This is a genomic window from Shewanella sp. 3_MG-2023 (assembly GCF_030548765.1).
In the GTDB taxonomy this organism is placed as follows: domain Bacteria; phylum Pseudomonadota; class Gammaproteobacteria; order Enterobacterales; family Shewanellaceae; genus Shewanella.
In genome coordinates, this window is sequence record NZ_JAUOSH010000006.1 from 96,029 (window position 1) to 115,742 (window position 19,714).

At 42.8% G+C, this 19,714-nt stretch carries 18 protein-coding genes; all 18 read right to left on the reverse strand.

From position 1 onward, the window contains the following. Positions 1-120 precede the first annotated feature (120 nt). The 18 genes from fliJ to flgJ all read right to left on the reverse strand — a co-directional run bounded on the left by fliJ (position 121) and on the right by flgJ (position 19,707). Complete coding sequence (fliJ, locus tag Q4591_RS05145; protein ID WP_102439491.1) at positions 121-567, reverse strand: flagellar export protein FliJ; 447 nt, start codon at positions 565-567, stop codon at positions 121-123. Then, positions 567-1,904, reverse strand: coding sequence for a flagellar protein export ATPase FliI (fliI, locus tag Q4591_RS05150; RefSeq protein ID WP_303459832.1), 1,338 nt, complete (start codon positions 1,902-1,904; stop codon positions 567-569). Before fliI ends, fliJ begins: the two co-directional genes overlap by 1 nt. Further along, entirely contained in the window at positions 1,873-2,850 is a 978-nt protein-coding gene (gene fliH / locus Q4591_RS05155) for a flagellar assembly protein FliH (RefSeq protein WP_102475401.1), read from the reverse strand. Before fliH ends, fliI begins: the two co-directional genes overlap by 32 nt. A 44-nt stretch (positions 2,851-2,894) precedes the next feature. Further along, a complete protein-coding gene (gene fliG, locus Q4591_RS05160) occupies positions 2,895-3,938 on the reverse strand; it encodes a flagellar motor switch protein FliG (RefSeq protein ID WP_303459735.1) in 1,044 nt (347 codons plus the stop codon). Then, complete coding sequence (gene fliF, locus Q4591_RS05165; RefSeq protein WP_303459738.1) at positions 3,928-5,622, reverse strand: flagellar basal-body MS-ring/collar protein FliF; 1,695 nt, start codon at positions 5,620-5,622, stop codon at positions 3,928-3,930. Before fliF ends, fliG begins: the two co-directional genes overlap by 11 nt. Before the next feature lie 54 nt (positions 5,623-5,676). Beyond that, positions 5,677-6,018, reverse strand: a complete 342-nt coding sequence (fliE, locus tag Q4591_RS05170; protein WP_102439486.1) for a flagellar hook-basal body complex protein FliE — start codon at positions 6,016-6,018, stop codon at positions 5,677-5,679. Between the two features lie 228 nt (positions 6,019-6,246). Then, complete coding sequence (locus Q4591_RS05175; protein ID WP_102439485.1) at positions 6,247-7,590, reverse strand: sigma-54 dependent transcriptional regulator; 1,344 nt, start codon at positions 7,588-7,590, stop codon at positions 6,247-6,249. Then, the gene (locus Q4591_RS05180) at positions 7,583-8,758 is read right to left on the reverse strand and encodes a PAS domain-containing sensor histidine kinase (protein ID WP_102439484.1); all 1,176 of its coding nucleotides are present in this window, start codon (positions 8,756-8,758) and stop codon (positions 7,583-7,585) included. Before Q4591_RS05180 ends, Q4591_RS05175 begins: the two co-directional genes overlap by 8 nt. A 161-nt stretch (positions 8,759-8,919) precedes the next feature. Continuing rightward, entirely contained in the window at positions 8,920-10,350 is a 1,431-nt protein-coding gene (locus tag Q4591_RS05185; protein ID WP_102439483.1) for a sigma-54 dependent transcriptional regulator, read from the reverse strand. Positions 10,351-10,751: 401 nt separating this feature from the next. Further along, entirely contained in the window at positions 10,752-11,156 is a 405-nt protein-coding gene (gene fliS / locus Q4591_RS05190) for a flagellar export chaperone FliS (RefSeq protein ID WP_303459741.1), read from the reverse strand. A 12-nt stretch (positions 11,157-11,168) separates the two neighbouring features. Continuing rightward, positions 11,169-11,498 (reverse strand): hypothetical protein, encoded by a 330-nt coding sequence (locus tag Q4591_RS05195; protein WP_303459743.1) that lies wholly within the window; start codon positions 11,496-11,498, stop codon positions 11,169-11,171. A 31-nt stretch (positions 11,499-11,529) separates the two neighbouring features. Beyond that, a complete protein-coding gene (gene fliD / locus Q4591_RS05200; RefSeq protein WP_303459747.1) occupies positions 11,530-12,897 on the reverse strand; it encodes a flagellar filament capping protein FliD in 1,368 nt (455 codons plus the stop codon). A 35-nt stretch (positions 12,898-12,932) separates the two neighbouring features. After that, complete coding sequence (locus Q4591_RS05205) at positions 12,933-13,322, reverse strand: flagellar protein FlaG (protein ID WP_303459750.1); 390 nt, start codon at positions 13,320-13,322, stop codon at positions 12,933-12,935. 103 nt (positions 13,323-13,425) lie between these two features. Then, positions 13,426-14,244 carry a flagellin gene (locus Q4591_RS05210; RefSeq protein ID WP_303459752.1) on the reverse strand — a complete coding sequence of 273 codons (819 nt, stop codon included), beginning with the start codon at positions 14,242-14,244 and terminating at the stop codon, positions 13,426-13,428. Between the two features lie 267 nt (positions 14,245-14,511). After that, positions 14,512-15,333, reverse strand: coding sequence for a flagellin (locus Q4591_RS05215; protein ID WP_303459754.1), 822 nt, complete (start codon positions 15,331-15,333; stop codon positions 14,512-14,514). Between the two features lie 101 nt (positions 15,334-15,434). Then, positions 15,435-16,637 carry a flagellar hook-associated protein FlgL gene (gene flgL, locus Q4591_RS05220; protein ID WP_303459756.1) on the reverse strand — a complete coding sequence of 401 codons (1,203 nt, stop codon included), beginning with the start codon at positions 16,635-16,637 and terminating at the stop codon, positions 15,435-15,437. 11 nt (positions 16,638-16,648) lie between these two features. Then, positions 16,649-18,571, reverse strand: coding sequence for a flagellar hook-associated protein FlgK (gene flgK / locus Q4591_RS05225; RefSeq protein ID WP_303459759.1), 1,923 nt, complete (start codon positions 18,569-18,571; stop codon positions 16,649-16,651). Beyond that, positions 18,571-19,707: a flagellar assembly peptidoglycan hydrolase FlgJ gene (gene flgJ / locus Q4591_RS05230; protein WP_102475410.1), complete on the reverse strand. Its 1,137-nt coding sequence runs from the start codon at positions 19,705-19,707 to the stop codon at positions 18,571-18,573. The genes flgK and flgJ overlap by 1 nt, the downstream gene beginning before the upstream one ends. Positions 19,708-19,714: the final 7 nt, after the last annotated feature.

The following is a 19,714-nucleotide window of genomic DNA, read 5'->3' on the forward strand; positions in this document are numbered from 1 at the left end:
AACCTATTGGTGCTATAAAATTATGAAAGTCACATTGCTGACGCTTTTATTATTAATAACGAACCAAGCAATAAGAGTGCCAGAATAAAAATTAATTAGGCTAAAAACGGATAAGGGAATTTAACGCGGGGTTTTACGAATAAACTGCTGCATCGCAAATTCATCTGAGGCTTTTTGCTCTTGTTTATTGGCTATTTGCTGAGCTTTTTGATCATTTTTAGCTAACAACAATTCAACCGCTTTACGCTTTTGTTGCTTTTGCTGCCAATTAACTTGTCGATGTTGGGTCTGATTTTGTGCTTCTTTAACGGTATTAACTTGCTGCACTAGTGCTTGGTCAATTTGCTTAATAAATTCATGAAAAGAATGATATTCACTGGCACTTAGCGTTTTGCCTTGATTTTCATTCATTTGCTTCATGTACTCGAGACGATAATTATTTAACGCCTCTAATTGCCCCTCACATTTTTGTAGTTCTAATTGTGCAGATTTAAGCTGTAAAGCCGCCTGTTCTTCTGCTTCTTTATTGAGTTTAAGCACTGTGATTAATGGATCAGCCCGGCGCATTATTTACACTGAGCAGCAATCTGCCCAACCATGGTTTGACTGTTATCAAAGGAAATAACATCTTTAAATCCTTGGCGTAAAAATGCATTCATCGCTGGTTGTAACCGAATAGCGTTATCAATGCGTGGATCGCTGCCTTGGGAATAAGCCCCAATTGAAATTAAGTCTCTGTTTTGCTGATAAAGTGAATACATCTGTTTAACCAGACGCATGGACTCTAAATGCTCAGCGCTAATCACCATAGGTGCGACGCGGCTAATGGACTGCTCAATATCAATCGCGGGGTAATGGCCAGAATCTGCCAGCGTTCTTGATAACACAATATGACCATCTAAAATCGCCCGTGACGCATCGGCAATGGGATCTTGTTGATCATCACCTTCGGTAAGCACGGTATAAAATGCGGTAATCGAACCTTGACCTGGGCCGCCGTTACCTGCCCGTTCGACCAAGCGGGGTAATTTAGCAAACACCGATGGCGGATAACCTTTGGTCGCCGGAGGCTCACCCACTGCCAAGGCTACTTCACGCTGGGCTTGGGCGTAACGGGTTAAACTGTCCATCAATAACAATACGTTATAGCCAAGGTCTCTAAAATACTCCGCAATACGTGTTGAGGTTTCACAGGCGCGTAATCGCATCAATGGTGAAGTATCAGCAGGTGCTGCGACCACCACAGATCTGGCTCGGCCTTCTGGGCCTAAAATCTCTTCAATAAACTCTTTTACTTCACGGCCACGTTCACCCACCAGCCCCACCACAATAATGTCAGCAGTGGTGCCGCGAGTCATCATGCCTAACAGCACACTTTTACCCACACCAGAGCCGGCAAACAGGCCCATCCGCTGGCCTTTACCTACGGTCAACATGGCATTAATGGCTCTAACCCCCACATCTAATGGTTCGGTAATCGCGCGGCGCGATAAAGGGTTAATGGGCGGCGCATGGCGCGAGGCATGTTGCTCAGTATTTAATGGTCCAAGGCCATCAAGGGGTAAACCACTACCGTCTAAAACTCTACCAAGTAAACTTAAGCCGACATTTAACCCTGACTGCTCACCTAAAGGCTGCACTCTTGCTCCCGGTAACACCCCTCTTAATTCATCTACGGGCATGAGATAAAGTAATTCATCATCAAATCCAACGACTTCAGCCACTAGCTCACCGGCCATGGTTTCGATAGAGCATAAACTGCCAACAGGGGCTCTACAGCCGGTAGCTTCGAGGGTTAAGCCAACAACCCTAACCAGCTGACCACTGGCCACAGGCCGAATGGGGGTGACTTTATTACTATGGAGTTTAAATTTATTTAGTAACTGATGTTGGCGATTTAGCATCATCTACCTCATCAACAAGGTGTAAACCCTCTTCATGTACGACAGAAGAAACATTGTCATCAGTGAGTTGATCCCGCTTTGCTCCCACCACCTTAAGGCTACATTCGCTAGCATCCTCGGCAATGCTAGTGGTGTAGTGACTTGAATCTGACTTAATCGTTTGCACATTGGCCTGAATCGCTGCGACCTGTTGCTGCAAGCCACTAAGAGCTTGACTCATACGCGCTTCAACTCGTAAGTCGACACTGGAGCGCTCGCTGTGAATGATGCAGTCACCGTTTTTAAGAGATGGATCAGCTTCAATTTCCCAACGATTCTTAGCTAATTGCGCTTCACTGTATAATTGATTAACAAGTGCAGCATCATCTGGGCTAAACCTCAGAGTGACTTGTTGTTTTTTAATCGGTAACGAATCTACCCCTTGACGCAGTACAGATAAAATATGTTCAGGATGAGTTTGTAATTCATTACCGACGATGGATTTGGTCAGATTAATGGATAGCTGTAATAGCTCAGCTTCAATTTCAGCATCAAGCACTAATAAGGGTTGCTCAAATTGCTCAACTAAGCCAGATAAACGCTCAAGCATCTCATTAGCTTTGGCTAAACCCACTTCATAACCTTGTTGTTCTCCTTGGCTAAAGCCTTCAGCGTGACCTTGCTCTAAACCTTCAAGCCGACCTTGCTCCGTGCCTTTCGCTAGCCCATCAAGCTGGCCTTGCTCAAAACCTTCTTGTTCAGCTTCAACTCGAATTTGCTCTATTTCAGCCATGGTAGGCGGTAAAAGGGGCTTGTCTTCAGCAACAGGCTGGGAATTTTGACGTCCTAGTTGGCCAAATAAATTTGAGCCAGTGTCAGTTTTTTGTTGGGAAACATCCGGTAATTGCCAATGGCTAAAATCTTCATCAACTTCTGTTAGGTTATTATTGTTATTAGCTTTAGTCATGATTGGTCTGGTTGTACCTCGTTATAAAATCGGCTTAAATCGGACTATAGGAACTCATCACCACCGCCGCCACCGAGCATAATTTCGCCGCTGTCACTTAATCGACGCGCAATCGCAAGGATCTCTTTTTGAGCAATTTCCACTTCACTGATCCTTATCGGCCCCATGGCTTCAAGATCATCACGTAATAGCTCACCTGCTCGCTTAGACATATTACCAATAATTTTGTCAGATAACTGATCATCAGCACCTTTTAATGCTTTCATTAGCACATCTTGTTGAACTTCACGCAGCAAAGCTTGAATACCGCGATCATCTACATCAATTAAGTTTTCAAACACAAACATCAGATCTTGAATTTGCTGCGCCATTTCTTCATCAGATTCACGCATGGTTTCCATGATCTGGCCTTCAACACCCGTATCAAGGAAGTTCATGATATTGGCCGCCGCTTTCAAGCCGCCCATTTTCGCAGCTTGTGCGCCGCCTTGTCCGGCAAATTGTTTTTCCATGATGTCGTTTAATTCTTGCAAAGCTGCTGGTTGAACTTCTTCTAAGTTAGCAATGCGCATCATTAAATCTAAACGGGTATTTTCAGGGAACTGACTGAAGATTTCAGCCGCTTGATCAGGTTCTAAATAAGATAAAACAATAGTTTGGATTTGTGGATGCTCGTTTTGAATAATGGTCGCCACTTGGCGTGCATCCATCCACTTAAGCGAATCTAAGCCTTTAGCGCCACTGCCCATAATAATTTGTTCAATCAAATTACCGGCTTTGTCTTCACCTAGGGCCGCAGTTAATGCTTTGCGGACAAACTCTTCACTGTTAAAACCAATGGAAGAAAACTTCTGAATCTCTTCCAAAAACAGCTTATGCACCCCAATGACTTTCTCTTGACCAAAGTCTTGCATGGCGGCCATGGCCATACCGACTTTTTGCACTTGTTTTGGCTCTAAGTGCTTTAAGATTGAGGCGGCATCTGCTTCACTTAAGCTCAGTAACAAAATAGCAGTTTTATCAATGCCACTCAGCTCTTCAAGACTAGCCTGTTCGCCTACGGGTGCTGCCAGGGTATTATTTGCCATCTTCTTGTAACCAACTCTTAATTACTTGGGTAGAAAGTTCAGGTTCATTAGCCACTAATGCCCTAATCGACTTAATCATATCATCATCTTTATGCAGGTTTGGTATTTGAATCGAGCCATCATCGGCATAGCTATAATCTGCTTGTTGGCTATTGAGCATACCCAAGGTATCGGCGGCATACTGATCTTCAATCTCAGCCAATTCATGACCTAAGCGCGGCTCTTCGGGCATCTCGACTTCGTCGTTATTAAACAAACGATTTAACATAGGGCGAATCACAAACAAAATCAGCACTAAGACTAAAAACGCCCCTAACACCAATCTCACCGCGCGCCAAAACCAAGGCTGCTCCCACATTTCAGCGGCGGGCAGCTCTTCAATAAGCTGGTTCATAAACGGTACTGTGACCACTTCTAAGCTATCACCACGTTGACTGGTAAAGCCCATCGCCCCTTCAAGTAAGCGACGAATATTGGTTAGCTCTTGTTCGGTGCGCGGAATGCGGGTCACTATGCCACTTTCATCAGCTGGTCCCGGTTTATAATCAATGGCCACCGACACACTGACTCTGCGCACCACACCCACTTGCTGGCGGGTATGGCTGATGGTGGTATCAAGTTCAAAATTACGGGTTGCTTCTCGATGGCTATTGCCATTAACCGCTGTAGTTTGCTCTGCGCCTGCTTCTTGTGGAATATCTGAATCCATAGGAGGCTGATTGGTTAATGCCCCAGGAATGCCACCCATTGATTGACCGCTTGAATTACGCTCTATGGTCATTTCACTGCGTACAGCGGGTAAATCAGGCGAAAATCGTTTCGCGGTTTGCTCAATCGCGGTGAAGTCCATGTTGACATCCACTTGAGAAGTGAAGTTTTCAGGGCCTAGAATAGGCATTAATATCGAATCGATTTTGTTACGATATTCTGCTTCTTGATGCTGCACTAATTCAAGCTCGCGGCGGGCTCTTGAGGAGGCGCCATCTTGGCTACCTGAATTTAGCAGGCGGCCATTTGAATCGGTCACTGTCACCCGGCTTGGCTCTAAGCCTTGTACTGCTGAGGCGACAATATCAACGATAGAGTCAATTTCTTCTTGGCCAAGGCTACCACGACGAACGCTCACAACTACGGTAGCGCTAGGTTTAGATTTATTACGGGCAAACACATTTTCTTTGGGAATAGCTAATATCACTTTGGCGCGGCTAATACTTTTTAGCTCTTCTACCACTCTGGCTAAATTAACTTCTTGGCTTTGTTTAAGGCGGGCTTGCTCCATGCGCTGACTAACACCAAAACCGCTGTCTTGGCTTAAATAATCGGTTGGTTGACTACTGGCTTCAACGCCTGCACGGCCCAGCAGCAGTTTGACATTTTGATATTTGTTTTCAGGAATACTGACTACATCGCCGGAGATTTTATAGGCAATTTTATTCTTATCTAAAACGTCCAATACTTGGATCATTTCAGCAGTTTCCATTTGCCCTAACGGCCTATATTCAGGCTCTTGCGCCCAAATAATCATAAATACTGCCAGCACAAGACATACAGCTAAAGCCAATATCATAGTGATTTGACGCATAAAGTCAGCACTACCAAACGAGCTTTTCAAGCCAGGTTTATTTTCCTGCTGAATCCCTGTGCTATCGACTTTATCTGAATCTAATACTAGATCTGTGCTCACAATATTTACCTACTTCAATACCAGAATATCAACAACAATACTATTAACAAAAGCCTAAACAGGCATACTCATAATTTCTTTATACGCTTCTACAAGTTTGTTTCTCACTTGCACCGTTGCTTCAAATGCAACCCCGGCTTTTTCACGGGCAATCACGGTATCAGATAAGGTCACAGTGCTATCGCCCATCTCTAATCGGGTGGCTAAATTAGCTGAGTTTGATTGTAAATCAGCCACGCCACCAACCGCTTGAGATAACAATTGGCCAAAGTCAGCACCAGAAGTATTACCGACTTTTTGAATCATATCCGCTTGAATAGGTAAGCCAAGATTAGGCGAAATCTCACCCTTTAAGGATTGCATTTCTTGTAAAAAAGGATTTGAACTAATCTGCATTGTAAACTCCATTCGTCGGATATTTGACGACTTAAAAACAGTTACAATAGAATTAGCAAGTAGGATGCCAACAATAGCTTAAATACACTTAAGCCCATGAAAAGAGCTTAAAAACAACTTGAAAGGGTGAAAAACACACAAAATAGAACCGCTTTAGTAACATCAAAGCGGTTAAGCTAATATTTTAGAATTTAGAGTTAAGTATAAAAATGAACTAAACGTCGATATTTAAGCAGGGACTTGAATACCCAAGTCACGCATTTTAGCCATTTTATAGCGCAATGTTCTGGCGCTAATTCCCAGCTTCTCAGCTACGTCTTTACGGCTACCATTACATAGATTTAAGGTTTCCAAAATAATCACATGCTCTTGAGCCTGCAGTTCGCCCCCAAGCCCATCCGTTTCAGCAGCGGCCACGGGTTGCTCATTGGGGCTCAAAGTAACATCTTCAGCTTCAAGAATAATATCCGCGCCAGTTATCTCCTCGCCATTATTCAGTATCAAGGTGCGCTGAATAACATTATCCAGCTCACGGACATTACCTGGCCAGCGATAAGCCAATAAACGACGACAAGCTATCTCATCTAACTCTGGCACTGGTGAGACATTAAATGCCTTAGCATGCTTAACCAGCAAGTGCCTTGCTAAGGGTAAAATATCAGCCGGTCGTTGGTTTAATGCCGGCCAGGTTAGTGGAAATACATTAATGCGGTAATATAAATCTTCTCGAAATGCGCCCGATGTTGCCATGGACTTTAAATCACGGTTTGAAGTGGCAAGTACCCTCACATCAAGGGCTATGGTTTTACGGCCACCTAAACGCTCAACTTCACGCTCTTGCAGTACTCGCAACAATTTGGCTTGCAGCCCTAGCTCCATCTCAGAAATTTCATCAAGCAATATGGTGCCGCCTTGAGCCTGTTCAAATTTTCCAGGGCATGCCTGATAAGCGCCTGTAAAAGCGCCTTTTTCATAGCCAAATAAGGTGGCTTCAAGCATATTTTCAGGTATTGCTGCGCAATTAATGGCGATAAAAGGTTTTTCTGCTCGAGGGCTGTTTTGATGAATATAACGTGCTAGCACTTCTTTGCCCGATCCACTTGGCCCCATGATCATCACTGAGGCATCAGAGCTTGCCACCCGCTGGGCAATATTCAGTAGCGCCAAGCTTTTGTCATCGGCGACCACAGGTTGACCTAAATTTTGTTTAAGGGGTAAGTAGCGAGATACCTGATTTAACAACACTTCAGGCGCAAAAGGTTTAGCCAGATAATCCGCCGCACCAAGTTTTATGGCGCTAACCGCACTGTCAATGGTGGCAAAAGCGGTCATTAATAAAATGGGGACTTTACTATGGTTTTGCTGTAAATAGTTTAATAGCCCTAGCCCGCCAATACCTTCCATTTGCACATCACTGATAACCATATCAAACGTCGTGGTTTTCATGGCAATAATGGCCTCTTCTGCAGAGCCCACATCAACGCAGTCATATTGGGCTAACATCAAGGTATCAAGTAAGGCTTCACGCAGCGCAGCATCATCTTCAACTAACAGTAACTTGGCTTCACTCATGGGATCCCTCCACTATTTTTTTGGCTTGTTCCGTGTCTTTAGCCATAGGAAATGATAGTCGAATTAAGCTGCCTTTGTGCGGCTGCGATGTCACCTGTAATCTGCCGCCATGATTTCTCACCACGGTTTGCACTACCGCTAAGCCTAGGCCTGTCCCTTGGCTTTTAGTGGTAAAAAAAGGCTCCAATACTTGTTGCTGCATCTCTTTTGATAAACCCTTACCGTTATCAATCACATCAATATTAATGCCGTGTTCATCTTCGCCAGTCACAATCTGAATTTCTGTGGCATTGGCCTCTAGGCTGTTCATCACCAGATTGTTAATCGCCGAGCTTAAGGCATTCGTGTTAGCCATAATGTGTTTATCGGTTTGATCAATAAAGTGTAATTTACACTGTTTGTTTTCAACAATGGGCTCACAATTTGCCAGCACAGGCTCAATAATATCTGCAGTAGATGTCGACTCTGCGGCGCCATCTTGTTTGTTTCTTGCCATCAGTAGCATGTCATTAACTTGACGCTCTAGCTCATTAAGCCTATCGACTAACTTGCCTTGAAAACGCTTTTTAGCCGTATCATTTAATTTAGGGCTAGCAAGGTTTGATGCATATAACATCGCGGCCGATAACGGCGTTCTGACCTGATGCGCCAAGGTTGCCACCATTTTGCCCAGTGCTGATAAGCGCTGTAAATGAGAGAGGTTTTTCTGTAATAAGCGGGTTTCAGTTAAGTCAGTTAACACAATTAACTGCCCAGGCTCTGGCGACAGCGGAGTAATCGCCAGCTTTACTCGGCGGCCATCTTTTAGTGACACTTCATAACCGTCATCATCTTGGGGTGAAAAAGCGCGGTTAATAATGTCAAACCACTTGGCCCCTTGCAGCGGCCGGCCTAATAAGTCAGTTGCGACTGGGTTGGCCAAGGTCACAATACCGTCACCATTGATAATCACTACACCTGAAGGCATAGCTTGAAGAATATGCGCCATTTGATTAGACATATTAGCTGCCTTTTGCGGACGTGATGTTTCAGCTTGCAGATCGAGGTTCACTGATTGACGCAGTGTAATTGGCGCTGCTGGCGCCTCGCTGACAATTGCTGCAGGCTCGGCTAGTTTGTAGCTATCACAATACTGCGGCTGTTCTACTAGTGATTGCGCTGAATACATGGTCACTCCGTCAAAATAATAACTTTGTACTACCAATGCATTTGGTATGCCAGTTTAAAGTTTTTAACGGCGCAAAAGCAAAAAGCATGCCCTAATGCATGCTTTTTACTCGTTTTGTCTATTTGTTATTTAGCTGTAAGTTACTGTCGGTAAGAGCTTGATTAATCTTTACCCATACCGTACTTACGCATTTTTTCAACCAAGGTGGTTCGGCGTATGCCTAACATTTCAGCGGCTCTGGCAACCACGTTATCTTGTTGCTCTAACGCTTGGCGGATCATGTCAATTTCAAGCTCTGCCAATAAATCCTTAAGGTTTACCCCTTCAGGCGGTAATTCACTTGGAAAGCGGGTATCAGGTAGCTCTATGGGTTCCTCATCACTGAAGATAGATGCTAATGCATCACGCTCTTGCTGCTCTTCACTGACTTCAACACAATATTCTGGCACATCGATATAACGATATTTTCTTGGTAAGTCATTCACATCAACCAAGCCACCAGGGAATAAAATCGTTAAACGCTCGACTAAATTCGACAGTTCGCGGACATTACCAGACCAATTATGGGCCTTTAATGATTCGATTGCGCGCTGGGTAAAGCGGATTTTACCGCGGCCTTCGTTAAAAACACGGCTCACAAGCTCTTGCAATAATAATGGCACATCATCACTGCGCTCACTTAATGAAGGCATTTCTATTGGAAACACATTCAAACGATAATATAAATCTTCTCGAAATTCATTTTCGCTGATCATGGTTTCTAAGTCACGGTGAGTGGCCGCAACAATGCGTACATCGGTATTGATGGTTTTAGAACCACCGACACGTTCGAATACTTTTTCTTGCAATACCCGCAGTAACTTTACTTGCATTTGCAGTGGCATGTCGCCGATTTCATCAAGAAACAGCGTGCCATTTTCAGCTAATTCAAAGCGGCCTTTACGGGTTGAAATCGCCCCAGTAAATGAGCCCTTTTCATGGCCAAATAGTTCACTTTCTAATAACTCAGGCGGAATAGCACCACAGTTGACCGGGATAAATGGTCCATCGCGGCGATCAGACATGTAATGAATATTACGGGCTACCACTTCTTTACCGGTGCCAGACTGACCCAGTACCAGCACGGTTGCGTCAGAGCTGGCCACTTGGCTAATAAGGTGTCTGACATTGGCAATACCTTCACTGCGGCCCACTAAACTTCTGAATAGTTTAGTTTGGTTAGCGCTGGTGGGTGTTTGCGGCTGTTTAGCTTGGCCATAGACTTGACAAAAATGCAGTAATTCGGTCAATTGCGGGTAGCTTATTGGCTCAGCAATGGTGCCTAATACGTTGCCACCATTAAGGTTACTTTCACCTGATAATAGCACTGGCTGCCAAGGCATTGATGACTTCACGCTTTTAATAAACTCAGCCGTGACTGATTGGGTATCAAGCACTAACGCCCGATAACGACAGTCTGCGGTTAATGAGGCAAGATCGTCTTTAGTAATTAGATGATACTTTTCATCTAAAAAATCAAAAATACAACAAAGACGAGAGACACGCTCAGAAGGGTCAGCAACAATTAATATTCGTTGTTCTATTTGCATCATTAAGAAGGCCAAAGCTCGAGTTATTATTATTTCACAGCCATTATCACGCTATACGAGATAAAACGGAAGTGCGACTTGATTGTGATTATTATATGCAATATGGATAAATATTTGGTGACAAACTTACCACAAATACATTAATACAACATCCTACCTATACGCTTTGGTTACACATAGTGTAAACACGGACATCTGCGCAATATAGTTTAAACGTTTTTATAAAATGAATATTGTATTATCAGCCAGTGAGAATCAAGTGACAAACCACAAAATTACAGCATCTCATTGATTTAATAAATTAACAGATGATTTAGTAAACAGATGCAAACAAACTGTTACTAAGTTAGCCATCATGAAACAAACAAAAGGCGCTAAAAGCGCCTGTTTTTTTACGTCACAGCTTAACTGGCTTCTGAAGTCATATGATGCATGTCCTGTGGAATAGCATCCCAACCTTCTTTAATGGTTCTGAGGATTGAAGTAACATCGTCAATAGCTGCTACATCATTATTCAAATTAGCTTCAGTTATTCGGCGAAGCATAAAATCATACAGTTCAGCTAAATTGCTTGCTACAGAATCTGTATCATCCATATTTAAGCTGCCATTTAAACCATTAATGATCCCAATAGCTTTATTGATGAACACGCCTTTACTTGCAGTATCATTATTTTCAATAGCATAGCGACTTTGAGCCAAACGCAGTAATGCGCCGTCAAACATCATTTGTATAATTCTGTGCGGAGAAGCAACTGCTATCTCACTATCTAAAGAGACTTTACGATAAGACTGTATTGATCCTCTCATAGGAACCACCTTTTACTTATTTGCATCAACGGATTGATATAGATTTATCTGGCGCTTATTTTTCTTTTTGAGATTAAGTAAAGATTGAATATGCGTAAGTATCTTATAAGCTCTTGCTTGAAATGCCTGAGTTATTAGTAATTGCGCATTCAAAATAGCTCTTGCAGATTCAACCTCTCCAGCTGCAATGTCTTTAGCTTTAATCTCATCAAGTAAAATTTGACGCCTCTGTACCAATTCTTGCAATTTTAGTACCAGCTCGTCTGATTGCACATCTTCAGAAGGTAAGCTTTCCAGTTGAATGAGTGTTTCATCAACTAAGTGATTAATATTTGTAAGCAATGTAACTCCTAGCTAAGCCAATTATAAAACTCTATGATTGTGGCACAACGCCTGGTAATGAACCTAAGCTATTTATTAAACCAGAGCTTTGCTGATTTAAATTAGCCACAACTAAATCCATTGCATTAAATTGTTTAAATAGCCTAGCTTCTAACAAATCCATTTTTAAGCTAAAAGCATCTCTTTGATCATCAAGACGGCTTTTTTCGCTGGTTAAACTGTTATTTCGGGTGTCAATTAATCCGCCGGTTTTAACATAGCCTTCGACCATGGTATCTAATCGATTGGCAAGCCCAATGTCAGGGCTAGCAAACAGACCTTCAATTAAACCCATATCATCATTGATGGCTTTATCCAGTTTGTCGTCATTAATAGATAACTTCCCATAGCGGTCGGTTTCAATGCCTATGTCATATAAAGCAACGGTTGTCCCACCAACATCCACCCGATTACTGATAGCACTGCGCATTTGAGATTCAATAGAGCGGATCATTGAGTCACCTTGCAGTGCAGCGGCTTCTTCATTCTCTACATCATACTTAGAAAGGTCACTAACAGAGTCAATTAAACTGTTATAAGCATCGACAAACCCTTGAATATTCTCTTTAACTGATTCATCATCTTGCTCAATTCTGAGCGTCGAGGTTTTACTCATATCAGCTTCAGTCAATGATAAAGTCACTCCCACTATGGCATCTTTAACTTCATTAGATTGTGATGTGACCTTTTGCCCATCAATGTAGACTATTGAATTTTTTGCATCACTTAATGTGGTCAAATTGCCAGAGCCAAACATGTCATTTAAACCGGAACCTGCTGTATCATTTGCAATAACAGAAACTTCATTATCAGTTCCAGTTTCATCAGAACTAAATACCAACCGACTACCTGCATCACTTTTAATGATGGTGGCTGTAATACCTGAGTTGTCATCAGCACTATTAATTTTATTAGCGATATCTTCAAGGCTATCGGTATCTTCAATATCAACTGAAAATGCTTCGCCATTTACCGATAAATCGAGGCTACCTTCACCAATGGCAGACGTTGCATCAGCAACATTCGTTCCGGCAATTTTATGTGAGGAAGCTAATTGCTCCACTTGAATTTGATAGTTGCCAGTTTGCGCCGTTTTATCGGCTGAAGCGCCAAAGTAAATGCTGTCACCCGTTGAAACCTTCCTGATATTCAAAGAGTCTGGATCGGTCAATTTCTCGAGAGCATCTTGGAACGTGGCTAACTTACTTTTTAAAGTACCAATACCTGAAACTTTTGATTCAATGGTTTGTTCCGTTTTATCAAATAAGGCTTCTTTAGGCAGCTTTTCAGCATCAACCAATACCCCAACAATCGTGTTAATATCTAATCCAGATCCGATACCGGTTGCTGTTAATGCCATGATGTACTCCTAAAATGCTACTAGCTAATTTTGACTTACGCCTCAGTTTTAAGCAAAAAACCTGCCACTTCTGCTAGTTTTTGCGATAATTCTAATGCTTCTTGATTGGGAATTTGCCGAATAATATCACCAGAATCAAGGTCCAGCACATTGACGATTTGCTTACCGGATTCATCATCAATTTTAAAGGCTAAGCCTTTACGCATTAGCGATACCATACTATTGAGTTCATCAACCAACTCAGCAACCTCAACATCTTTAGGTTTTTCTTTTGCTACTTCTTCGGTTAGCGATTCAGCTTTAGTTAATTCAGACACTTTAAGCTTGTCTTCTTTATCTTTAATATTATTTTCAACTAGTCGCTGAGTACCAAGATGATCAGAGACTACATTTTGAGGTCCAGTAAAATTCAGTTCCATGGTCATATTATACCCCCACAAAAAAACAATTTGATTAAAAAAAAGGGAGATTCTAGTAGAATCTCCCTTCTTTAAATCGTTTTTAATCGAACTTTAGCTTAGTTTTCGATTAAAGAAGAGATAATGCTATTTGCGGCAGTTGGTTCGCTTGCGCCAACATAGAAGAACCTGTTTGCTGTAGAACTTGGTTCTTAGTCATTGCAGCCGTTTCTTTCGCGAAATCAACATCAACAATACGACTCTTAGCATCGGCAACGTTCGCCTGAGTATTTGCACTGTTAGCAATGTTGTGCGCTAAGCGGTTTTGTTTTGCACCTAAGTCTGCGCGCTGGCTATCAATGGTTGCGATTGCTTTATCAATTTTATCTAGTGCCGTCGAACGCGAAGCCGCTGTAGAATTACTTAGGCCAGAAACTGATAGAGAAGTTGCATTAGATGTTTGGACACTAATGGTAATTTTCTCGCTAGACTGATGGCCTACTTGGAAAGATTTACCAGTGCCGAAACTGCCATCTAATAACTTAGTCTCACCAAAAGCGGTATTTTTACCAATTTCAGTAATTTCAGTCGCTAATTCGGTCATTTCTGCTTTAATTGCTGTTAAATCAGCGGTACTGTTGGCACCGTTTTCTGATTGTACCGTTAGGTCACGCATACGCTGAAGCATGTTTGTTTGCTCTTGCATTGCACCTTCAGAAATTTGTGCGATTGAAATGGCATCGTTAGCATTACGCATACCCACTTCCAGACCACGAACTTGTGAGTCCAAACGGTTTGAAATTGCTAAACCAGCAGCATCATCTTTTGCACTATTAATACGTAAACCTGAAGACAAACGCTCCATTGAGGTAGCAAGACCATTAGTTGACGAGTTAAGGTTCTTTTGTGCTTTCATTGACGTTACGTTTGTATTTACAGTAATAGCCATAATTTGATTCCTCTTTATACCTGGCTTTAAAACATTGCCTGTCTAGTGTCGCCAGGCGGGTCTATTGGGTTACAAATACTGTAACGGCAGTATGTTTTTATTCTTTAGGTTTTTTTTTACACAAATATAATATTTTATTTAGAGCAGCTTCAAATCTATTACTAGATGTCTGGTACGGTTTGTCATAAAGCCTAAACAACAAAACCGCAATAAATTTATCAATTGCGGTTTTTTATTGCATAATTTGACATTATTATTGGATGAGGATTAACCCAATAAAGATAGCGCGACCTGAGGAAGCTGGTTCGCTTGCGCAAGCATTGAACTGCCAGTTTGTTGTAATACTTGGTTCTTGGTCATTGCAGCTGTTTCTTTCGCGAAATCAACATCAACAATGCGACTCTTAGCATCGGCAACGTTCGCCTGAGTATTTGCACTGTTAGCAATGTTGTGCGCTAAGCGGTTTTGTTTTGCACCTAAGTCTGCGCGCTGGCTATCAATGGTTGCGATTGCTTTATCAATTTTATCTAGTGCCGTCGAACGCGAAGCCGCTGTAGAATTACTTAGGCTAGAAACTGATAGAGAAGTTGCATTAGATGTTTGGACACTAATGGTAATTTTCTCGTTAGACTGATGGCCTACTTGGAAAGATTTACCAGTGCCGAAACTGCCATCTAATAACTTAGTCTCACCAAAAGCGGTATTTTTACCAATTTCACTAATTTCAGATGCTAATTCGTCCATTTCAGCTTTAATTGCTTTGAGATCTTGAGTACTGTTTGCACCGTTTTCGGATTGAATGGTCAAATCACGCATACGTTGTAGCATGTTAGTTTGCTCTTGCATCGCACCTTCAGAAATCTGCGCGATAGAAATGGCATCATTGGCATTTCGCATACCCACATCCAGACCACGAACTTGTGAGTCCAAACGGTTTGAAATCGCTAAACCTGCCGCATCATCTTTAGCACTGTTAATGCGAAGACCTGATGATAAACGCTCCATCGAGGTAGCAAGCCCTTGCGTTGAAGCACTTAAGTTCTTTTGCGCTTTCATTGATGTTACGTTGGTATTTACTGTAATAGCCATAGATAAATCCTCATTCTTAGTTTTGTTGCCAAGACTTTGGAGCTTGGCTAAATTTACAATTTAACGTTAGGTTTGTTATGTAATTAATCTGAAAACTCTTACTAGATATAATCAAATAAAGACATAGTGCCGACTTTGCTAAAAACACTGGATACTGCATTAAGTGCAAGCTGCTGTTTTTCAAACTCTATAATAGCCTCGGCATAATCCAAGTCTTCAAGCATAGACAGCGCACTATCATTAACAATTTTCTCTTCAGCATGATTCGTCGAGATACTCTCAAGCCCTTTTAAACTATTACCAGCAATACTTCTTGCCGTACTGACTTGATTTTGACCACTATCAATATTATTCAATAGCTGTGCCAACTTTGATTTTCCTTGGGGAGAATTGGCGCCGTCAGGGCTTTCTAGCAGGGCGATAGCGCTATTTAGCTCATCTAAAATGCTCACTGTTGATTGAGGCGCCATGGTAAAACTGTCGCCAGCCGCTGGGGTTCCTGATATTTCAACTTCTATACCATTAAATTTAACAGGAACACTTGGATCAAAATTGGCCACTGTCTTGACTATATTCCCGTTAGCATCTTCAATTTCCAGATCAACATTTGAACCATTAGCTACAAAATTAAAGCTATAGGTATCTTCTACATAGGTTGACTGATCAACAATTTTGGCACTATCAACTACAAAATCGCCTTGCTGAGATGACAGATAATTGACGCCATAATCGCCCAAAGGATTGGGTGCATTCATAAAGATGCTATCACCTGGAACATTGGCACCAATAGTTACCCCTGATGCCACCACACTTTGCCTTACACCTGAGTCGCCGCTATAAACAATGTCGCCATTGTTATCAAAAGCAAACGGTACTGAGCTGGTTTTATTGCCTGAAAATAAATAATTTCCTGATTCGTCTTTAGAATTGGCGATGGAAAGTAACTCTTCAAGGCTGACTTTCATTTCATCGGCAATCATTTGCCGCTCGCTTTGCGATAAACTGCCGTTGGCACCTTTTTGTAATTGTTGTCGCATGCTATCGATAAGCGTTTCAGTGCTACCTATTTTAGATTCTGTAACACCTAATCGATTTTTAGCGTAGTCAATATTTTTGACATATTGATCAACCAAGTTATTTTGCTGGTTTAACTTATCGATACCAATGGCGGCCACGGGGTCATCACCGGCGGTATTAATTTTTTTTCCTGTGGCTAATTGCAGGAGGGTTTTGCTGGTCTCAGATTGGCCTTTGGCTATGCTGTAGCTGTTTTGCTGAAACATTTGCGCCGTTGAAATTCGCATAATTAATTCTCCTAGCGAACTGAGCTAAGTAATGAGTCAAACATCTGCTGGGCAGTTGTCATGATGCGAGCTGAAGCTTGATACGATTGCTGAAAGCGCATTAAATTGGCCGCTTCTTCATCTAAATTTACCCCAGACTCGCTTTGCACTCGGTTATAGGCTTGCTGATACATGGCATCATTTGAGGCCAAGCTCACCGCTGCAGCTTGCGTTTTGCTGCCGATATCCAGTTTGGTGCCTTCAAACACCCCGGTTAAGGTGGTTGAGCCATTATTCATAATGTTGGCATCGGCCAATTGCGCCATAGCAACCGCATTACTGTTGTCGCCTTCGGCAAAGGACAAATCAAAGCTATAGCTGTCAGTGACCCCCGCTGAAGATGAGTCGTTAATTTCAAAACTAAAACCAAAGCCGGTGTCAATTTGTGGTGGGGTAAAGGATTTTTCAGCGCCGACTATGGCGCCATTGGCATCCAGTACTTGAAAAGTATTTTTAGCGGTATCAATTTTGACGGTAAGCTCACTACCCGTTTCAGGGAAGCTGGTATGAGTTCGGTCAATGTCTGTGAGCTTTACACTGGTGTTACCTGAGTTGCCTGAGTCAGCTGAGATATTAGGCCCAGCTGCAGCTATGCCTCTTGGATCTGTCATTGCCACATTGAGCCCTGCTGCAGCGCCCGCATTAGGTCTAATTTCAAAACGGTCGCCATCAGCAAAACTGCCAGCATCAATTTCAATACTAAAACCATTGCCGCCTTCAAGCTGATTGCCATTAAGGGTTAGTGGCTCAACTTTGCCTGTTTGGGTGTCTTTAAGCTCATAGGTGTTTGGCGCAGTGAAAGATAATTCGTATGCGCTGCCGGTTAATTGGCCTACATCGTCAATATTAACTTTCAGATTGGCGTCACCAGTGTTGGTACTGTAGGCACCGACTCGACCTGCGGCCATGCTGGGGTCGTTAATATCAGTAAAAATATTGCTGCCAATATTGCCGTCTAGGTCAAAACCATTTTGCTGCATTTGGTTAAAGGCATCTGCCACGCCTAAGGCCAGTTGCCCTAGCTCTTGAGAGGCTGGAATTAAGGTTTGATCACGAAAGTTAAATAACTCGCCTAATTGGCCACCTAATTTAGAGCCGTCAATCACTAACGTGCTATTACCGGTTGATGTGGTTAGCCTTGGCTCATTCGAAAAGGGATCGCCTGTAGTGGTGCCGACTTGCATCGCCACTTCACCGGACACTAGCATCACTGAGCCGCCGAGCATGACGCTTTTAGCGCCATTATCTAGCGGGATAACATTAACTTCAGAATATTCGCTTAGCTCTAAAATCAGCGCATCTTGTCGGTCTAATAATTGGCTGTCAGCCCCTGGCGACTTCATGATCTCGAGGTTGATGTTGGCAAGCTCAGTACTGATCTCATTAATGCGATCAGCAACCGCGCCGATTTGCGCATTGGTTTGCTTCATTTGCGAGTCAAGGTGGCTTTGCATTTGATTAAGGCTGTTAGCCACTTGCCCGGCAGAGCTAAGCATGTTGTTACGCATACCGAGATCTGTCGGTAAATCGCCAACATTATTAATGCTGGTAAAAAAGTCATTTAAACTGGCTGGCACCATGGCGCCAATTTGCGAGAACAGCTGATCCATTTCGTTCATTTTGCTGTAACGGGTTTCAGCACCACTCATGGAGGTTTGGCCAATGCGCAGCTCTCTTGCGGCATATTCGTTATAAACCCTTTTCACATCAGATACGTAAGTACCTGTACCATAAAAGCTACTACCGATTTGTTGGGACCCTAATGACGACTGCTCTGCCACTTGGCGGTGATAGCCCACGGTATTGGCATTGGCAATGTTATTACTGGTGACGCCCATTTGCGATTGGGCTGCCATAACACCTGAACGGGCAATGTTTAATAAATCGATAGCCATTAGTTAGTCTCTTTTGGTAATACGGACTTAAGTCCATTGGTTACTGACTCCATGACTTTCAACACTTTATTGGCGTATTGAGGATCAGTTGCGTAACCTGCTTGTTGTAGGGCATGAATAAATTTGGCGGGCTGTGCTGCCACTTTTTTGGCTTCTTGGTAGCGCTCGCCATTGGAGATGAATGACACAAAGTCATTAAAGCTTTGTTCAACGTTGTCGTACATTCTGAAGTCTGCTTGTTGTTTTACTGCCACCCCTTGCTCAAACTCTAAGGTGCTGACTGAGGTTTTATCGCCGTCCCAGCGTCTGTCGGCTTTGATATTAAACAAGTTGTTGCTGGCTGTGCCGTCATCACGACGGATCATTTTTTGACCCCAGCCAGTTTCTAATGCCGATTGCGCCAGTAATACTTCAGGGGTGGTGCCAAGCTGTTTCGCGGCCTTTTCAGCATGGGGATAAAGCACTGAGACAAAATGTTGCGGGCTGTCAAACTGATTCGGCGTTGGTGCCATCGATTGCGGCAAGCTATTGCCACTAGTGGCAACACGATCACCAGCCAAAACTTGATCTAATTCTTGGCTATCAATTATCGGCTTAGCCATTGCAGCGTTCGCAGTTGAGATATTAACAGTTGAGTGATCAGACATTGAGTGATTAGGCATTGTGTGGTTAAACATTGACTGATCAGCCTCTGAGCGCTCAGGGGCAGAATTTGCACTCACCACTGTGCTAAGAAAATCTACCGGCTTATTCGTAGAGTTAACTAATGACTGTGCACTGTTAGCGTCAATATTACCGCGCAGCACTGAGGCTGGGGTAAAACCGCTTTCTTGGGGAGAAAGTTGCTGCACCATCATGTCTGCGATGCCCAACATACCTTTGTTTGATAAATCCACCGACATTTGTTGATCGCGCATGTTTTCAAAAAATTCGGTGGTTTCACTGTTCATCGGGCTGTCTGATTTAAAGACTGCGTTAGCTTCACGCATACTTTTCATCAGCATTTGAATAAATATCCCTTCAAACTGTTTGGCGACTTCTTGTAATGCCGCCTTCTCGTCTTTCTGGGCCTTGGAACGTAATGAATCTAGTCCCCCTAGATCCAGATAGTTCGATGAATTTGACAGCTTTTCCATAGTCATA

Excerpts from the sequence above, each read along its gene's own strand:
- fliJ (WP_102439491.1), bottom strand. The coding sequence starts at position 567 with ATGCGCCGGGCTGATCCATTAATCACAGTGCTTAAACTCAATAAAGAA.
- fliE (WP_102439486.1), bottom strand. The coding sequence starts at position 6,018 with ATGCAGATTAGTTCAAATCCTTTTTTACAAGAAATGCAATCCTTAAAG.
- Q4591_RS05210 (WP_303459752.1), bottom strand. The coding sequence starts at position 14,244 with ATGGCTATTACTGTAAATACAAACGTAACGTCAATGAAAGCACAAAAG.
- fliD (WP_303459747.1), bottom strand. The coding sequence starts at position 12,897 with ATGGCATTAACAGCAACCGGTATCGGATCTGGATTAGATATTAACACG.
- Q4591_RS05205 (WP_303459750.1), bottom strand. The coding sequence starts at position 13,322 with ATGACCATGGAACTGAATTTTACTGGACCTCAAAATGTAGTCTCTGAT.
- fliG (WP_303459735.1), bottom strand. The coding sequence starts at position 3,938 with ATGGCAAATAATACCCTGGCAGCACCCGTAGGCGAACAGGCTAGTCTT.
- Q4591_RS05180 (WP_102439484.1), bottom strand. The coding sequence starts at position 8,758 with ATGTATTCAGCGCAATCACTAGTAGAACAGCCGCAGTATTGTGATAGC.
- Q4591_RS05185 (WP_102439483.1), bottom strand. The coding sequence starts at position 10,350 with ATGATGCAAATAGAACAACGAATATTAATTGTTGCTGACCCTTCTGAG.
- flgL (WP_303459756.1), bottom strand. The coding sequence starts at position 16,637 with ATGCGAATTTCAACGGCGCAAATGTTTCAGCAAAACAGCTACAGCATA.
- Q4591_RS05175 (WP_102439485.1), bottom strand. The coding sequence starts at position 7,590 with ATGAGTGAAGCCAAGTTACTGTTAGTTGAAGATGATGCTGCGCTGCGT.
- Q4591_RS05215 (WP_303459754.1), bottom strand. The coding sequence starts at position 15,333 with ATGGCTATTACAGTAAATACCAACGTAACATCAATGAAAGCGCAAAAG.
- flgK (WP_303459759.1), bottom strand. The coding sequence starts at position 18,571 with ATGGCTATCGATTTATTAAACATTGCCCGTTCAGGTGTTATGGCAGCC.
- fliI (WP_303459832.1), bottom strand. The coding sequence starts at position 1,904 with ATGCTAAATCGCCAACATCAGTTACTAAATAAATTTAAACTCCATAGT.
- flgJ (WP_102475410.1), bottom strand. The coding sequence starts at position 19,707 with ATGGAAAAGCTGTCAAATTCATCGAACTATCTGGATCTAGGGGGACTA.
- fliH (WP_102475401.1), bottom strand. The coding sequence starts at position 2,850 with ATGACTAAAGCTAATAACAATAATAACCTAACAGAAGTTGATGAAGAT.
- fliS (WP_303459741.1), bottom strand. The coding sequence starts at position 11,156 with ATGAGAGGATCAATACAGTCTTATCGTAAAGTCTCTTTAGATAGTGAG.